We start from the raw sequence: 15,696 nt of genomic DNA on the forward strand, positions 1-15,696 counted from the left end.
TGTAAGAAAACTTAAAAAAACGAAATAGTTTTAGGAGTGGGATTTATGTCGTTACTGCGACAACTGACACGTACGCAGTGGGTTGGCCTTGTATTGGTTATTAGTATTTTGTTCGTTGATATGTTGCTGTACAGCTTATTCATTCCTGTCGTACCTTATTTCACGGAACAATACCAGATGTCTTCAACGACGCTGGGTATTTTATTCGGAAGCTATGCGGCGGCGTTGTTCTTGACCACGCCGATATTCGGTCGTATTACCGATCGTCTCGGGCGGCGCAAGACGATTATTTTGGGACTCATCTGCATGGTTGCTGCCACGCTGTTGTTCGTCTTCTCTCAGACGACAATGACGCTCATCTTGGCCCGTTTCATTCAGGGTCTGGCAGCGGCAGCGTCCTGGACGGCGGCATTGGCCTTGCTGGCGGATCTGTTCCCGGGCCCGATGCGCGGAGCGGTCATGGGGATTGCCATGACTGGCATTTCCTCCGGTTCCTTGCTCGGCGCTCCCATCGGAGGCTGGCTGTTCGAAGTGGGGGACCATCATACGCCGTTCTGGTTTGCAATGGGATTAACGACGCTTATCTCTATATTAGTCTTTGTTCTGCTGCGTGAGCCGAAGCGGATGGACCGCCCTGCGGAAGGGGGAACCTTTTCTCTCCTGCGCCATCGCACTGTGCTGTTCATTGCATGCGTCATTCTATTGGCGGAGACAACATTGACGATGCTTGAGCCGCTTCTTCCCGTGTATGTGACGGAACGGTTCCAGCTCTCCCCGCTGACGCTTGGCCTGCTCTTCGGTGCGATGACCTTATGCTACGGCCTGATCGCGCCGATTTCCGGTTCGCTTGCCGTGCGTTATAATCCGTTCCGGCTCATGTTGTTCGGCCTGGCCGGATTGGCAATCACCCTGCCGCTTATCGTCATGGCGAGCACCGTGCCGCTTATGATGCTTGCAGGATGCCTTATCGGTGCGGCGGTCGGCTTCACGTTATCGCCGACGCTGCCAACGCTCGGCAGTATTGTCGACAAAGATGACGCGGGTGGAGATTACGGTGCTGCGTACGCGCTGTTCAATATGATACATGCCGTCGGCATGATGCTTGGTCCTGTCGTAAGTGGGGTATTGACCGATACACTGTCTGTCACCACTTCGCTTGTCGTCGTCAGTACCGTCATCCTTGCGGTCATGATCAGCTTCTCTGTATTGATGCGCCGTCATCCGAGCACCTACTCGCTTGGTATGCAAGCCAAGGTAGGAACGCAATCGTAACATCGCTCTCTGACCAAGCTGCCAGACCTTCTGGCTAGATGCCGCTCTTTGGAGCGGCTTTCTTGCATTTTGTGAGCTGCGAGCTATCTGTCGCTACTGGAATTACAAAGCTATCTTGTCTATGATGGACAGGGGTATAATGGACAAAAGTGCAGTTTTCTATGGTTGGAGTGATTGTGATGCATACGCATTTACCTATAGATGAAGTGCTGCCGGCACTGAAGCAGGCGTTGTCGGAGCGCACAGGGGCGGTTCTTGTGGCCGAGCCGGGCGCAGGGAAGACGACGCGAGTGCCGCTTGCGCTGCTGGAGGAGCCGTGGCTGCAAGGACAGCGGATCCTGATGCTTGAGCCAAGGCGTATCGCTGCGCGTTCGTCGGCCCGTTTTATGGCGCAAGCGCTGGGAGAGAATGTCGGGGACACAGTCGGTTACCGCGTGCGCTTGGATACGCAGGTTAGCGCCAAAACCCGAGTAGAAGTCATTACGGAAGGGATTCTGACGCGTATGCTTCAGGATGACCCTTCACTAGATGGGGTCGGTCTCCTTATTTTCGACGAATTCCACGAGCGTCATTTGCATGCGGATCTAGGGCTTGCGCTCGCAATTGAATCACAGGCAGTACTGCGTGACGATCTCCGCATCTTGGTCATGTCGGCCACATTGGAAGCGGAACCTGTATCCGACATGCTGGGTGGAGCGCCGATTGTAGAAAGCCGTGGGCGCAGTTACCCGGTGGATACGCATTATTTAACCCGTCGGGACGATGCCCGCTTGGAGCAGAAGGCTGTGCGTGCCGTCACGATGGCCCTTTCCCGCCATGACGGCGACGTTATGGTATTTCTGCCGGGAGCGGGTGAGATCCGGCGTGTAGAAGAGGCGCTGTCCGAGGCGCTGCGGGCGCAATCGCCAGGGGCGCAGGTAAATATTGCACCGCTATTTGGGCAGCTCTCGCCGCAGGCGCAAGACGCAGCGATCGCTCCAAGCCGAGAAGGCAGCCGCAAGGTAGTGCTTGCCACCGCGATCGCGGAGACGAGCTTGACCGTGGAAGGCGTTCGCGTCGTCGTCGACAGCGGCCTGATGCGGGTGCCGCGCTTCTCGCCGCGAACGGGGATGACTCGGCTGGAGACGGTGCCTGTCTCCAGGTCATCCGCGGATCAGCGGCGTGGGCGAGCGGGGCGTCTGGGCCCCGGCGTCTGCTACCGGCTCTGGACGGAGCAGGATCAGGCACAGCTTCCAGCGCATGGCACACCGGAGCTGCTTGACGCCGACTTGACGCCGCTGGCGTTGGAGCTTGCGGTGTGGGGTGCCGAAGCCGCTGAACTGCAGTGGCTGACGCCGCCGCCGGTCCCGGCGCTGAATCAGGCTGCAGAGCTGCTGCAGCAGCTCGGGGCATTGACTGCTGCCGGGGCGCTCACGCCGCACGGCCGCACACTGGCCCGTTCCGGCCTGCACCCACGGTTCGCGCATATGATCGTGCAGGCCGTGCCGCTCGGGCTGGGCCAGACGGCATGCCAGCTGGCCGCGCTGCTTGGTGAGCGCGACATTGTTCGCAGCGGCCCTGGTGCTGGGCCGCCAGACCCGGATGTGCGCCTTCGTATGGAGGCGCTCATTCACGCCGCGGGCGGAAAGCAGCGCCTCGCCGGGCGAGTGGAGCAGATGGATACAGCAGCGATTCACCGCATACGTGAGCAGGCGGAGCAGTATATGCGTGTTTTTGGGATTGGCACGGGGAAGCAAATTTGCACCGATCCGGTGCAGATGTCCAGACCGGAGGCCGTGCAGGATGAAGCACAGGCGTGGAGTCTGCTGGCCGCGTTCGCTTATCCAGACCGAATAGCCGAGCGGCGCGCGGACGGGCGCTATCTGCTGCGGAACGGTCGCGGTGCGGCATTCTCGCAAGCAGCGGCTGCGAATTCTCCATTGGCGCAGTCTCCTTACTTGGTCGCGTTGCACCTGGACGATCAGGGCGCTGACAGCCGCATCCTGCTTGCGACGCCGCTAGAGCGCTCCACGCTGGAACAGCACTTCGCCGCTGACATGACGCGCGAAGCGCACATCGCGTGGGACCGGACGACGAAGTCCGTTCGTGCCCGCGAGCGTGTTCGCCTTGGTGCGCTCATGCTCAAAGACGCGCAGCACCCCGCGCCAGACGCGGACGCGGTGCTGCGCGCCCTTCAGCAGGGCATCGCCCAAGAGGGGCTTGCCCTGCTGCCATGGACGAAGCACGCGCATCAGTTGCAGGCGCGGCTTCAATTCATGCACGGGCATTGGCCTGATTGGCCCGATGCCCGTGACGAGACCCTCCTCGCGACGCTGGAGGAGTGGCTCGGCCCACATGTCTACGGCATGAAGAGCCGTGACGATCTGCAGAAGCTGAACGTCAGCGCCGTGCTCGAATCCATGCTGCCCTGGGACATGCGGCAGCAGCTTGAGCAAGAGGCGCCTACGCATCTTGCCGTGCCGAGCGGATCACGCATCGCGATTGATTATAGCGATCCAGAGCGGCCCGTATTGGCCGTGCGACTGCAGGAAGTGTTCGGCCTGAAGGAGACGCCGCGCATCGCGATGGGCAAGGTGCCGCTGACGCTGCATCTGCTCTCGCCGGCACAGCGCCCGGTGCAGGTGACGCAGGACTTGGCAAGCTTCTGGCAGACGACGTACTTTGACGTCAAAAAGGACTTAAAAGGACGATACCCAAAGCACTATTGGCCAGATGACCCGCATGAAGCGGTAGCGACGCGCAGAACGAGGCCTCAAGGACAGTAGGCGATCGGCTGATAGTGTTGAGACGAGAGAAGCATTTCAGTAGATACAATGTGCCATCACTGATCCATGTTTGAAGGAACAGAACCGTCAGAACTTATGGTCTGACGGTCTGTCTTTTTTTTTAGTGTGTTGGTGTGGTCTCTCCTCAATGCTCAGGAACGTTACTAATTGAGAGGCAAGTGCTCTAACTCATGAAGCAACAATTTAGGAAAAGTGCGCTTTTTGAACAATCATATGATTTGTTGAATGCCCCCCCTGGTTTCTATATTTAATTTTTGCCTCGGTGAACTGCTGGCTATTATGCCCTTAGCTCCACTCTCCCCAATGTTCAGAAATGCTTCACCATGTGAGCCAACCAAATCTCTGCCTTTTCTCGCAATGTAGATTACTAATTTCACGATTTTTGTCCGTTATCCTTTCTGATTCACCGGGAGAGCAGCAAAAAGAACACTCACTTGCCGGTATATGTCATGACTGAAGGGGAGAGTGAGCGGAAGAGTAGAGGTGAACCCCGTGGCAGGCCAGATGTTCTGACTGATTGGGAGAATGAGCAGAAGAGTAATGTGAGCAACACCGTCCCCGGCCAGATGTCCTGACTCAGGGGGAGAACGAGCAGAAGGGTGAAGTCGCGAACACAATCGCAGGCAGTTGCTCTGACTGAAGGGGAGAGTGAGCGGAAGAGTAGAGGTGAACCCCGTGGCAGGATAGATGTTCTGACTGAAGGGGAGAGTGGGCAGAAGAGTAGAGTTGACCCCCGTGGCAGGACAGATATTCTGACTGAAGGGGAGAATGAGCAGAAGAGTAAAGTGAGCAACACCGTCCCCGGTCAGATGTCCTGACTCAGGGGGAGAACGAGCAGAAGGGTGGAGTCGCAAACACCATCGCAGGCAGCTGCTCTGACTGAAGGGGAGAGCGAGCATCGGAGTTAGAGAGGCGAACTTGGTCGCCTCGGCTTTTTCAAGTGGGATGTCATCGTGTTGGCTGCAGTTTAATGCTTGAGCACGAATTCGTCCAGCTTCGTTCCGTCAATATCGTATGCTTGGTAGGTCAGGGTGTCGCCATTGATGCGAATGCCCGCGAACATTTGCTTGTCAGGCTGAAAATGGACTTGATGATAATATTTATCCTTCTTCTTCACATTTAATTTTGCTCCTGAAGCATTGGTCACGACATAGACCGTTCCTTTTCCTTCTGCAACGATTTGGTCGTCTTTCAAAGGATACGATCGAGAATATTCATGGTTATGTCCTTGCAGCACCAGATCGACGCCGAACTCGTCGAACACGGGAACCCATCGCTTAAGTATGGATTTATCCTGATTGCCGCCGTACGGACCGCGATGCAGAGCTACGATAATCCACGGCTTATCTGTGGCAGATAAATCTTGGCGCAGCCATTTGGTTTGCCCTTTTATATTCGATTCTGTATTTAAAAAAACGAAATGGACGGGCCCGTAATCGAACGAGTAGGTTGTCCCTGGAATAGAGCCATCTGCCCCATTGTCAGGAACGTTGAAATGCGATACATAACGGTCCGCATTCTCGTCTACTTCGTCGTGATTGCCTGTCGCCGGCATGAGAGGGAACCGCGTCAACCACGCTTTCGCTTCCTTGAAAAAATAGTCCCACCCCGATTCGTCTTCGGGATTCTCTGTCAGATCGCCATTATGCACGATAAACCGCGCATCTGGAAACTTCCCGAATGCCTGATTTAATGTATGTCCCCAAAGCTTGAAATCGCTGTCCGTCACACCTTGAGAATCGGTAACGTTAATGAAGGTGAAATCGGTCAATCCTTCCGCTTCGGTCGTGAACGTGGCTGGTTCACTCCATCCGTCAGGATCGCCGTTTCCGACACGATACGTATAGTCGGTTCCCGACTCAAGATTATCCGCATTTACTTTATGAACCCCTTGAAGACGACCCTTGCCAATATCTATTGTAGTCGTCGTCCCCTTTATCGTAATAACCTGTTGCCCCTCTAATGCTTCGGGGTGCGTCCCTTTGGCTATTTGTAAGATGGCTGCCGTATCGGGGTTGTTCGTATGCCACGTGAAGGACCGGCTCGCGCGGGGATCGCCCTTGAACGTGGTCACAAGTGACTTAGGCTTCACCGAAGCGGCTTCCTCCGCCTGCAACAATTCTGAGTCGCAAGCTGCTGCAATGAACATGATTAGCATCGCTCCGAGTACCCAAATTCTCTTTTTTCCACCCATGCTCCTCGCTCCTCTCATTTAAATATGCTGTTCTCTTTATCAAATCGTAACGGTGCACTTTATTCAACCCCAAAATGAAATATGCTGAAAACTTTCAGTTTGCATTCAGGTTCTATTCAGCGAAAAATTGGTTACGCATTGTAAAGTGTTTGTAAAGCAGCAGATGCAGCAAGTATGCACCTATGTCCCGTACACCATTGTACCTTGCCGTACCAGGCCTCGCCCATGCGGAATTATCCATTTAGCAGAAAGAGGTGTATCCATTGAATCCGTCATTAAAGTTCCGTCACGAATTAAAATATCACATGAACCATCATCAGTATCACATCATCCGTCAACAGTTGATCAATGTGCTGCAAAGGGACAAGCATGCTGAAGTGAGTGGCGAGTATCATATCCGCAGCCTCTATTTCGATGATATCGACAACAAAGCGCTGCATGAGAAGCTGGGCGGAGTCCGGGATCGGGAGAAATATCGGATCCGGATTTACAACTTCTCGGATCGTGTCATTCACTTGGAGAAAAAAATCAAATTTAACGATTACATTGCCAAAGTGAAAGAACCGCTAACCAGAGAAATGGTGGACTCCATCTTGGAAGGACATTACGAGGTGCTCAACATTCCGGAAAGACCGCTGCTGTTTGAGGTATACCGCGAGATAAAGAACAGGCTGCTAAGACCCAAAGTTATCGTCGATTACGTGCGTGAGGCGTATGTATCCAGGGCGGGAAATGTAAGAATTACGTTCGACAAGCATCTAAAAACAGGATTAAACGCCATCCACATTTTCAACCCAGACTTGAACACGATTGATGCCTATGATAACAATGCCATCGTATTCGAGGTAAAGTATGACGAATTTCTGCCTGAATACATTCGAACCGCAATTCAGACCGAAGGATTGATTCGGCAATCTAACTCAAAGTATGTGATTTGCCGCAAATATTTAAAATTCAACACATGGGAGGATCAATAATGGATCAGAATACATCGACCAACTTCTCCGATCTTATCAAAAAATCGGTGCTTGAAAATTTCAACTCGGACATTAGTATCATCACCATTTTGCTGACGATGTCTATCGCATTCGTCATCGGACTCTTTATTTATTTGTTATATAAGAGGGTGTTCAGCGGCGTGCTGTATTCCAAGAGCTTTAACGTATCGCTGATTGGCATGACCTTAATAACCGCACTTGTCATCATCGCGATAAATTCTAACTTGGTGCTGTCGCTAGGGATGGTAGGCGCATTGAGTATCGTCCGCTTTCGAACGCCGATTAAGGATCCTACGGATCTGATATTCCTGTTCTGGGCGGCCGTGGCTGGCATTGTCACTGGTGCGGGATTTTATACACTGGCCGTTGTCGGCTCCGTTATTGTTGGCATGGTGTTATTTATTTTCATTAAAAGTGCTTCTTTTGAGACGCCTTATCTGCTCGTAGTCAACTGTGATTCTGCTGAAAGTGAACAGGCTATCCTGCAGAAGCTTAATTCGCTGGTCAAACGCTTTAACGTGAAGCAAAAAACGGTCACGGACTCTGGCGTCGAAATGACAGTGGAGGTTCGCTTGGGTCAGGATGATCCACGTTTCGTTAATGAAATTACGAAGCTATCCGGAGTGAGCAATGCTGTGTTAATCAGCTACAGCGGCGATTATGTATCTCAATGACAGGAGGTGGGAACATGAGATTCAAATCCGCCTTACCAATTATTTTGTGCGCAGGCGTTGCACTGCTCATCATTATCACAGCCGGAATGATGACCTTTTTTAAGGATGGAGCATCGGGAGTTATGGACAGTCCTTCTTCATCCGATAAAATCGCCGAGATCAATCAAAATGTATTTCCAAAGGATAAAGTCGTCGACGTGAAAATTACATTAGACGAAGATGATTTTCAAGATATGCTGGACAATGCCTCGGCAGAAGAGATGAAGATAGCTGCTGTCGATTATAACGGTATTCATCTCGACAATGTGGGCATAAGGACCAAAGGAAATCTGAGCTTAAGAAGCGTGGTCAACTCCGATTCTGACAGATACAGCTTTAAGCTGTCGTTTGACGAATATTTATCGAATCAGACACTGTACGGTATCAGCAAAATTAACTTAAACAACAATTACAGTGATGCCTCTTATATGAAGGAATTTCTAACCTATGAGCTTGCTGAGAAAATGGGGCTGCCCACGCCTGGATTCTCCTTCGTAAATGTATATGTGAATGGGGAACTGAGAGGGTGTTATTTGTCGGTGGAACAAGTGGGTGACGCGTATCTGGAACGGAATTTCGGCAATACGTACGGGGATCTGTACAAAGCAGAGTTCAACGGCAGCGGAACCGAATTGTCGTGGTTGGGTGATAATGCCGCTTCCTATTCCGGGCTTGTATTGAAATCCAAAGCTTCTAACGGCAAAGCTTTAATCGACATGCTAAATGAACTGAACAACGGTTCCGATTATGAACAGGTGCTCGATGTGGAGGAAGTGCTGAAATATATCGCTCTCAATGTGGTTACCGTCAATTGGGACAGTTACCTTGGAGCCAACAAACAAAACTATTACTTGTATGAAAATGACGGTGTTTTTTCGGTCCTGCCATGGGACTATAATATGGCTTTCGGGGGAGGACCGGGAGGGGCGAGTGTGCTGATAGATGAGCCTACTCAAGGCGCTCTGTCAGAACGGCCGCTTATCGCGAAGCTTCTCGCCGTAGATGAATACAAGGATATGTATCATGAAATGATCCGCACTTCGATCGAGGGGTATCTGTCTTCCGAGTCATTTGCGGCGCGGGTACAGCAAGTAGCGGACATGATATCTGCCAGTGTCGAACAGGATCCGACTGCTTTCTACACATTTGAGCAGCATCAAAAAGCTGTAGAGCAGCTGACTGATACAAATGCCAGCACGGTCGAAAATATCGCACAGCAGCTTGACGGTACAGTTGCATCCTCTGGCGACGGGAGTGGAAGCGGCGGTGGCTTCGGCGGTCCGGGAGGAGGCAGAGGAGAACGAATGCCGGGAGTGAATAACGCTGGCAATAACGATGCTGCTGCAGCTGGGGAGGCAATTGCCCAGAACGGCCGGAATGATCAAGCAAATAAAGGCAACAACGCTGCTCAAAATAATCAGAGCGCTGGCGCTCCAAACGGACAGGCTGAGCAAGTGGTGCCGGAGGGCGCCAATGGATTGGGCAATGGGCAAGGTGGAATGGAGCCACCCGGCGGATTCCTAGGTGGAGCGGGAGGCGCCGCTGGTGCTGGTGGAGGCCAAGGCGGAGCGGGAGGCGCCGCTGGTGCTGGTGGAGGTCAGGGTGGAGCGGGAGGCGCCGCTGGTGCTGGTGGAGGTCAAGGCGGAGCGGGAGGCGCCGCTGGTGCTGGTGGAGGTCAGGGCGGAGTGGGAGGAGCCGATGGTGCTGGAAGAGGCCAAGGCGGACCAGGAGGAGCCGGCGGCTTTGGCGGAGGCCCGGGCGGGCCACCCGGACAAGGCGGCAGCACGACGCAAGGCAGCATGCAGGAAGCCGTCACGACTGTCGTCTCTTTGGCGGTGCTTGGCCTGGCTTGCGTAATTGTGACCCGCTACAAAAGAAAGCGGATATAACCTTATCATTTTGTGAAGCGGCGATCACTCCCGGTTTAATCGGAGAGAGGTCGCCTTCTTTTTTAGGATACGTTTCTTGTGTGTTCCTCGTGTGAGAAATTAGTTGGCATCTCTATTCTGTATGATATTGGATCTGTGGGAGTGTTGAGCACAGGCGAACCTTTTGTAAGAAAGGACATAATCATGTAAAATAAATCATAGACAAAAGATTACAAGACGTGCCTATCGATTATTTTTATTATTTAACATACCGAGGTGAATTGCCATGTCACAAGCCATGGTGTCGTCGCAGCTTCTATCGTTAATTGTTTCGCTGTTTGCTGGAACGGCCGTCATTGTGCTGCGTTTGCGCGCATCCAATAAGCCGACGTCCGCCAAGAAAATCATTATGCCGCCTATAGGAATGGCTACCGGCTTTTTAATGTTTGTCGTTCCAGCGATGCGCATTCCGTGGACGTGGGGAATTGCCGCTTTTCTAGTCGGTGCGATCTGCTTCTCGTATCCGCTGATACGCACTTCCAAGTTCGAGATGAACGGCGGCGAGATATATTTGAAACGTTCCAACATGTTTATCATTGTGATTATTGCCTTATTGATTTTACGGCTCATTTTGCATGATGTGGTGGAACAGCACGTGTCTATCTCGCAAAGCGCCTCCATCTTCTTCATCCTTGCGTTCGGTATGCTGCTCCCATGGCGTGCAGCCATGCTGATGCAGTTCCAGAAGCTGACGAGAGGAAATGAGGCGGATAGTGCCAGCATTAAGCTGAAATAGCGCGTGTCGGGAACCCGGCTTCTTCATATGAAGAGGCTCAGGGTTCTTTTTTGTGCTTGCCTATCGAGTATGCGTGCATTGATTCACAAGAAACGTGACCGGTGTCATTGTGAGCCGCCTCGTATCACGGCATGATATATAGTTGTCGATACTACAGATCTAGACAGAACAAGTGAGGGAACGTTTGATGAATCAAGAAGTGAAACAATGGCGCCCGTCGCGCTTCAATGCGCAAACGCAAGTGGATGATGGGGGTCTCGTACTATACAATAGCTACTCTGGTGCCCTAGCTTCTTTCTCGCCGGAAGAGCGGGAGCGCGTGTTAGGGTGGCTGCGGCCGAACCAGTCGGCGCATCAATCGGAGGATGGGCTGCATGACCAACTGATCGAGCATGGATTTCTCGTGCAGGCGGACACGGACGAGCTGCGCCGGGCCGAGTTCCTTCATCACGCGATGCACCAGTTGGATTCGATGCATTTAGTGCTGCTCGTGACGGAGGCATGCAATTTCCGCTGCCATTACTGCTATGAATCTTTTCCGCGCGGCCGAATGCACGAAGAGGTCATTGCCGGTCTGGAAGCATATATCGAGCAGCGTGCGAAGACGCTTAATCTGCTGACGATTAGTTGGCATGGAGGCGAGCCGCTATTAGTTCCGCAAATTATTGAGCGGCTGTCCAAGTCGTTTATATCGACGTGTGAAAAGTACGGCGTGACTTACAACGCGGAAATGTCGACCAACGGCTATTTCTTGACGCGGGAACGGTTCGAGCAGCTCCTCGACTGGCGTGTGGAACGCCTGATGGTTACGCTGGACGGGCCGGAGGAGGCGCATGATGTGCGCCGCGGCCTGCATGGCGGGGGCGGAACGTATCAGCGGATTGTCGACAATCTGCTGTCGCTCAAGTCTGTGGAACGGCCGTTCGAGATCAATTTGCGGGTCAATTTCGACAACAGCAACTTGGAGGCGGTCGACCGGTTCATTCCGATGCTGCGCGATTTGTTCGCGGACGATCCACGCTTTAAAGTGTATTTTCGTCCGGTCGGCTGCATGGGCGGCGAGAACGATCTTACGCTGCCGGTCTGCGATGATCGGACTAAGGATAAGAAGATTTGGGAATTCAACGAGCGGGCGATAGAAGAAGGCTTGAACGTAAGTTCCTTCATCTCTGACATTTTGCTGCCGACCGGGGCGGTCTGCTACGCGGCGAAGCCGAACTCGATGATTGTCGGTTCGGACGGCAAGCTGTACAAATGCTCTGTCGCCATCGACCAAGTGAACAATCAACTCGGTCGCATTCATGCAGATGGCCAACTGGAGTTGGATATGGACAAGCTGGCGTTGTGGACGACGTCTGGAGAAGAAACGGATGAGAAGTGTCGGGCTTGCTTCTTCCGCCCGGCATGCCAAGGCAATCACTGTCCGCTCTATCGGATGCGTTCGGGCAACCGTCCTTGTTCCTACGAGAAGCGCCAAATTAAGAAGGTGCTGCGCACGATTTGGCTGCAGACGCAGGCCGAGGAAGCGGCAGCGGCGGTGGATGTATAGAACGAATTGTACAGAGCGAATGCGGCCGTTCTGCTCTAGCGAGGCTGAATGTACGTACCGCTCCACTCATTGCAAGGAGGTGACAGGCATGAAAATTATCCGTCCCGCAGCGCAAGCTGCATGCGTGAAGACCGGACGCGTATCCAAATCGGTACCGGGCCACTTGAGTTAATCTTAGGAGTAAGTTGGCGGTAATATAGCCGTGCGCTAGGCTCATCGGCTCCCGTGAGGGAAGCCGATGAGTGTTTAGCCGTAATTTTTCATAGAATGAATGATCATGTCCATCACATGTTTCTTACTATACTCCATATTGCTCAGGTTGGATGACATCTTAGTAACTAGTTATTTACTTGCTCATCCATTGGATTGTGTCCAGTGAAACAGCAGCGTATATCCCTTTATGGCAGGTTTCATTGGAATTCTTCCAATGATTCGACACTCCATCCTCACTAATGGCTGAAAAACAGCCGGATCCATTGGACAAATTACAGTCTACATGCCGTTTAGCCGCCGAGTCCGTACATTTCAATGTATATTTTCCAATGGAACTTACTCCGGGCTCCACCGCGGAACAGAAAAAGCGAGTGCTGCGTCTCCACGAAAACCTGCTGCGGAATTCATCCGTTATATGGGGTAAAGGTTGGACGTCGGTGCCGTGCTGGAGACGAAGTCGATCACATTGAATGCAAAAAAGCCTGGGCACCTTTCCAGGCCCCAGACTAAGTGATCGGTCATCGCTGTCTCAGGCCGTTCCCCAGACGACGCCGAGCTCCTTCAGATATTGGCGGTAGGCAATGCTGACACGGTCGCATTTGAGCGACAGCTCCACCTGCAGGTCAAGCGGCAAATCCTCTGGCTTCTGATTCTCAACCACTGGCTTGTCCTGCGCGAAAATCATATCCTGGAAGCTCGTTATTTCCTCATCGGACATGCCGGTATCGTAATTGAAAGAGAGCACTCCATATGCAATTGAGGTGTCCGCATCCTTCGGCTGCACCGTCAGCACGATGGACATGAGATGATCGGTCTCGTTGTCGCGCTTCGTGAATTTCACCGTTAACGGACGTGCGATCTCATAAGTGTAATACACGTGCTTCGCTTGCCCCGAACCATCTGGATCTGGCTGAAAAATAGCAATTTCCTCGGAACGGATGCCTTCCGGTACGCGGTGTACACGATAATCTCCGATTTCCGTATGCGTTTCAACCCCCAAATAGCCTTCATGGACGATAGCCAGATGGCCGACATCCAAGAAGTTCTCGACGATGCGCGGTGGCTTCGCCGCCACGGTCTGCGGTCCCCAGATGACGTTGCGCCATCCGGCGGCACCGTATTCCGGGAATGGGAACCATGGCGCGTCCGCTTGGCCAAGGTTGACCCAAATGAAGCCATAACGTTCTTTACACCCGTATGTGATTGCATGCGCTTTGGTAGGAATAGCCTGCTCTTTCGGGAGCTGCGGAATGCCTACGCAGGCGCCGGAAGCGTCGAATTCCCATGCATGGTAGGCACAGACCAGCTTTCCATCCTTTACGCAGCCTTGCGACAGCGCCGCACCACGATGCACACACAAATCTTTAAAGGCATGCACCCCTTCTTCTGTGCGGAACAAGACGACACGTTCTCCCATAATGAGCACCTGCATCGGCTTCTCCTGAAGGTCCTGAGCACGGCAGGCCACTATCCATTCATTGTGCAATACGGCGTCGTTGACGATCATGATTTCATTAGTCCCCTTTATTTGGAAGTTAATACTCTAAATGACTCCTTACTGGTACTTTCGTTTTTCAAGCGTTACATAAGCTCATTTTAGGGAAAATAGACGTTGCAGTCAACCTTAAAGACGAACAATATAAATATAAAACTAAAAAATATTCGTAAATTTCCTATACAAAAATAAAACTTCGCACTATAATCAGGTTGTGATAAAAATCATATACGGAACGATACAGAAGATTGGGAGCTGATATCACTCATGGAACAACCAGCGAAGACAAATACGCTTGTCGTCGGCGTCGACGATAAGATCAGTATGGGGAAAGCTTTCATTCTCGGGCTTCAGCACGTCTTGGCGATGGATTTATACATTGCGCCCATTATCATTGCCGGATTGCTTTCGTTAAGCGCAGCTGACACTTCATTTTTTATTCAAATGTGCTTTCTTGGAACTGGAATTGCGACGTTGATTCAGACGGGCTTCGGCTTACGGCTGCCTGTCGTACAAGGACCATCGTATGTGCCAATCGGCGCTATTGGCGCGATCGGAAGCAAGCTTGGGCTGGGCGCGATGACAGGAAGTCTCATTCCCGGCGCGCTGCTGATGATTCTGCTAGGCATGCCGCTGAAATGGTTCGCCAAGGCGGTACGCCGTGTGATCCCTCCGCTTGTAGGCGGTACGGTCATTCTAATTGTAGGCATTTCGCTCATGCCGACCGGCATGAATAATATTTATAGAGCGCCAGGGGATCTGTGGACGAACATCCTCATCGCCGCTGTATCTGCAGGCGTGCTTATCGCATGCATGCTGCTGGGACGTCAATCCAGAGGTCTAGGTACTGTATCGCGCCTCATTTCGGTCATTGTCGCGATCGTTGTCGGCACTGTGGTGGCATCTTTCTTAGGAACGGTTGATTTTGCGCCGGTAGCCGACGCAGACTGGGTTTCCTTGCCGAGCTTCTTTCCGTTTGGCGCACCCGTGTTTGATTTAAGTGCCATTCTGACGATGATGTTTGTCTATTTTATTATTTTGATTGAAACGACGGGAACATGGTTCGTCATTTCCTCCATTACGGGGAAGGAGCTGACGGATGAGCGCTTGAATCGCGCGGCAGCCGGAGAAGGCTTGGGCTGCTTCGTCGGCGCATTGTTCGGGGGCACGCCGATGACCGGCTATTCCTCCAATGCAGGGCTTATCGCGGTGACGGGTGTAGGAAGCCGGATGGCGATTATGGCCGGAGGGGGAATTCTTATCGCCCTGGGTCTCATGCCGAAGCTGTCGGCTGCGATTACTTGCATTCCAGAGCCTGTCATTAACGGCATCTTCGGCGTCGTCTGCGTAGCGATTGTCGTGAACGGGCTGAAGGTCATCCAGTTCGTCGATTTGGATGAGCGGGCCATGATGATTATCGGCGTGCCGATTCTGCTCACGATGGCGGTGACGGTGCTGCCGCAAGGCGCATTGGACGGATTGCCGGACTTCGCTGTCTACGTCCTGTCTTCCGGCATTACAGTCGGCGCGCTCGCCGCTCTGATTCTGAATCTGCTCATTCCTTCAGGCAAGCAAAAAGCGCAACAAGAGTCCGTGCTATCGAGCGATGCTCCGACGGCTTCCTAATCGTTCTGTATTTCCATATATGCAAAAAGCACGAAAAAAGGCAGCAGCGCACCGCGCTTGCTGCCTGATTTTGTTGAGAAACCCGAAATGAATTGAAAAAGAAACAAGAATGGTGGGGGTATCCGCTTCCGTCGCTGTTGAATCCAAGTCATTGGGATGAGACGATGCGGGGATGACTCGGATTCA

Annotated in this window: 12 protein-coding genes; 9 read left to right on the forward strand and 3 right to left on the reverse strand. The window is 52.5% G+C overall.

The genetic code is table 11. The features are described from left to right. Window positions 1-45: 45 nt before the first annotated feature. Entirely contained in the window at window positions 46-1,272 is a 1,227-nt protein-coding gene (locus tag A372_RS0103355) for an MFS transporter (protein WP_019419429.1), read from the forward strand. Between the two features lie 179 nt (window positions 1,273-1,451). Further along, window positions 1,452-4,037: an ATP-dependent helicase HrpB gene (gene hrpB, locus A372_RS0103360; protein WP_019419430.1), complete on the forward strand. Its 2,586-nt coding sequence runs from the start codon at window positions 1,452-1,454 to the stop codon at window positions 4,035-4,037. Between the two features lie 988 nt (window positions 4,038-5,025). Here the strand turns inward: hrpB and A372_RS0103370 are convergent. Beyond that, window positions 5,026-6,252, reverse strand: coding sequence for a purple acid phosphatase family protein (locus tag A372_RS0103370; protein WP_019419432.1), 1,227 nt, complete (start codon window positions 6,250-6,252; stop codon window positions 5,026-5,028). A gap of 263 nt (window positions 6,253-6,515) precedes the next feature. On the opposite strand from A372_RS0103370, the gene A372_RS0103375 reads away from it, so the two are divergent. From A372_RS0103375 to A372_RS37145, 6 genes are all read left to right on the forward strand, one after another. Continuing rightward, the gene (locus tag A372_RS0103375) at window positions 6,516-7,229 is read left to right on the forward strand and encodes a polyphosphate polymerase domain-containing protein (protein ID WP_019419433.1); all 714 of its coding nucleotides are present in this window, start codon (window positions 6,516-6,518) and stop codon (window positions 7,227-7,229) included. Continuing rightward, entirely contained in the window at window positions 7,229-7,924 is a 696-nt protein-coding gene (locus tag A372_RS0103380) for a DUF4956 domain-containing protein (protein WP_019419434.1), read from the forward strand. Before A372_RS0103375 ends, A372_RS0103380 begins: the two co-directional genes overlap by 1 nt. Window positions 7,925-7,938: 14 nt before the next feature. Then, complete coding sequence (locus A372_RS38990) at window positions 7,939-9,852, forward strand: CotH kinase family protein (protein ID WP_019419435.1); 1,914 nt, start codon at window positions 7,939-7,941, stop codon at window positions 9,850-9,852. A 265-nt stretch (window positions 9,853-10,117) separates the two neighbouring features. Continuing rightward, window positions 10,118-10,627 carry a CcdC family protein gene (locus A372_RS33115; RefSeq protein ID WP_019419436.1) on the forward strand — a complete coding sequence of 170 codons (510 nt, stop codon included), beginning with the start codon at window positions 10,118-10,120 and terminating at the stop codon, window positions 10,625-10,627. Window positions 10,628-10,814: 187 nt separating this feature from the next. Beyond that, window positions 10,815-12,176: a radical SAM/SPASM domain-containing protein gene (locus A372_RS0103395; RefSeq protein ID WP_019419437.1), complete on the forward strand. Its 1,362-nt coding sequence runs from the start codon at window positions 10,815-10,817 to the stop codon at window positions 12,174-12,176. Then, a complete protein-coding gene (locus tag A372_RS37145; protein ID WP_157259416.1) occupies window positions 12,169-12,348 on the forward strand; it encodes a hypothetical protein in 180 nt (59 codons plus the stop codon). The genes A372_RS0103395 and A372_RS37145 overlap by 8 nt, the downstream gene beginning before the upstream one ends. Before the next feature lie 570 nt (window positions 12,349-12,918). Here the strand turns inward: A372_RS37145 and A372_RS0103405 are convergent. Continuing rightward, a complete protein-coding gene (locus A372_RS0103405; protein ID WP_019419438.1) occupies window positions 12,919-13,896 on the reverse strand; it encodes an aromatic ring-hydroxylating oxygenase subunit alpha in 978 nt (325 codons plus the stop codon). Window positions 13,897-14,151: 255 nt separating this feature from the next. Here A372_RS0103405 and A372_RS0103410 point away from each other — a divergent pair, with 255 nt between their 5' ends. Then, complete coding sequence (locus A372_RS0103410; RefSeq protein ID WP_019419439.1) at window positions 14,152-15,510, forward strand: nucleobase:cation symporter-2 family protein; 1,359 nt, start codon at window positions 14,152-14,154, stop codon at window positions 15,508-15,510. Here the strand turns inward: A372_RS0103410 and A372_RS38360 are convergent. Then, window positions 15,507-15,696: hypothetical protein (locus A372_RS38360; protein ID WP_026010869.1), on the reverse strand; the 190-nt coding region annotated here is incomplete at its 5' end. The genes A372_RS0103410 and A372_RS38360 overlap by 4 nt on opposite strands.

The sequence above is a fragment of the Paenibacillus sp. OSY-SE genome (genome assembly GCF_000283315.1).
GTDB classification, from domain to species: domain Bacteria; phylum Bacillota; class Bacilli; order Paenibacillales; family Paenibacillaceae; genus Paenibacillus_B; species Paenibacillus_B profundus.

What these genes read in the sequence shown, in the direction of transcription:
- A372_RS0103355 (WP_019419429.1), top strand. Translation starts at nt 46, where the DNA reads ATGTCGTTACTGCGACAACTGACACGTACGCAGTGGGTTGGCCTTGTA.
- hrpB (WP_019419430.1), top strand. Translation starts at nt 1,452, where the DNA reads ATGCATACGCATTTACCTATAGATGAAGTGCTGCCGGCACTGAAGCAG.
- A372_RS0103370 (WP_019419432.1), bottom strand. Translation starts at nt 6,252, where the DNA reads ATGGGTGGAAAAAAGAGAATTTGGGTACTCGGAGCGATGCTAATCATG.
- A372_RS0103380 (WP_019419434.1), top strand. Translation starts at nt 7,229, where the DNA reads ATGGATCAGAATACATCGACCAACTTCTCCGATCTTATCAAAAAATCG.
- A372_RS38990 (WP_019419435.1), top strand. Translation starts at nt 7,939, where the DNA reads ATGAGATTCAAATCCGCCTTACCAATTATTTTGTGCGCAGGCGTTGCA.
- A372_RS33115 (WP_019419436.1), top strand. Translation starts at nt 10,118, where the DNA reads ATGTCACAAGCCATGGTGTCGTCGCAGCTTCTATCGTTAATTGTTTCG.
- A372_RS0103395 (WP_019419437.1), top strand. Translation starts at nt 10,815, where the DNA reads ATGAATCAAGAAGTGAAACAATGGCGCCCGTCGCGCTTCAATGCGCAA.
- A372_RS37145 (WP_157259416.1), top strand. Translation starts at nt 12,169, where the DNA reads ATGTATAGAACGAATTGTACAGAGCGAATGCGGCCGTTCTGCTCTAGC.
- A372_RS0103405 (WP_019419438.1), bottom strand. Translation starts at nt 13,896, where the DNA reads ATGATCGTCAACGACGCCGTATTGCACAATGAATGGATAGTGGCCTGC.
- A372_RS0103410 (WP_019419439.1), top strand. Translation starts at nt 14,152, where the DNA reads ATGGAACAACCAGCGAAGACAAATACGCTTGTCGTCGGCGTCGACGAT.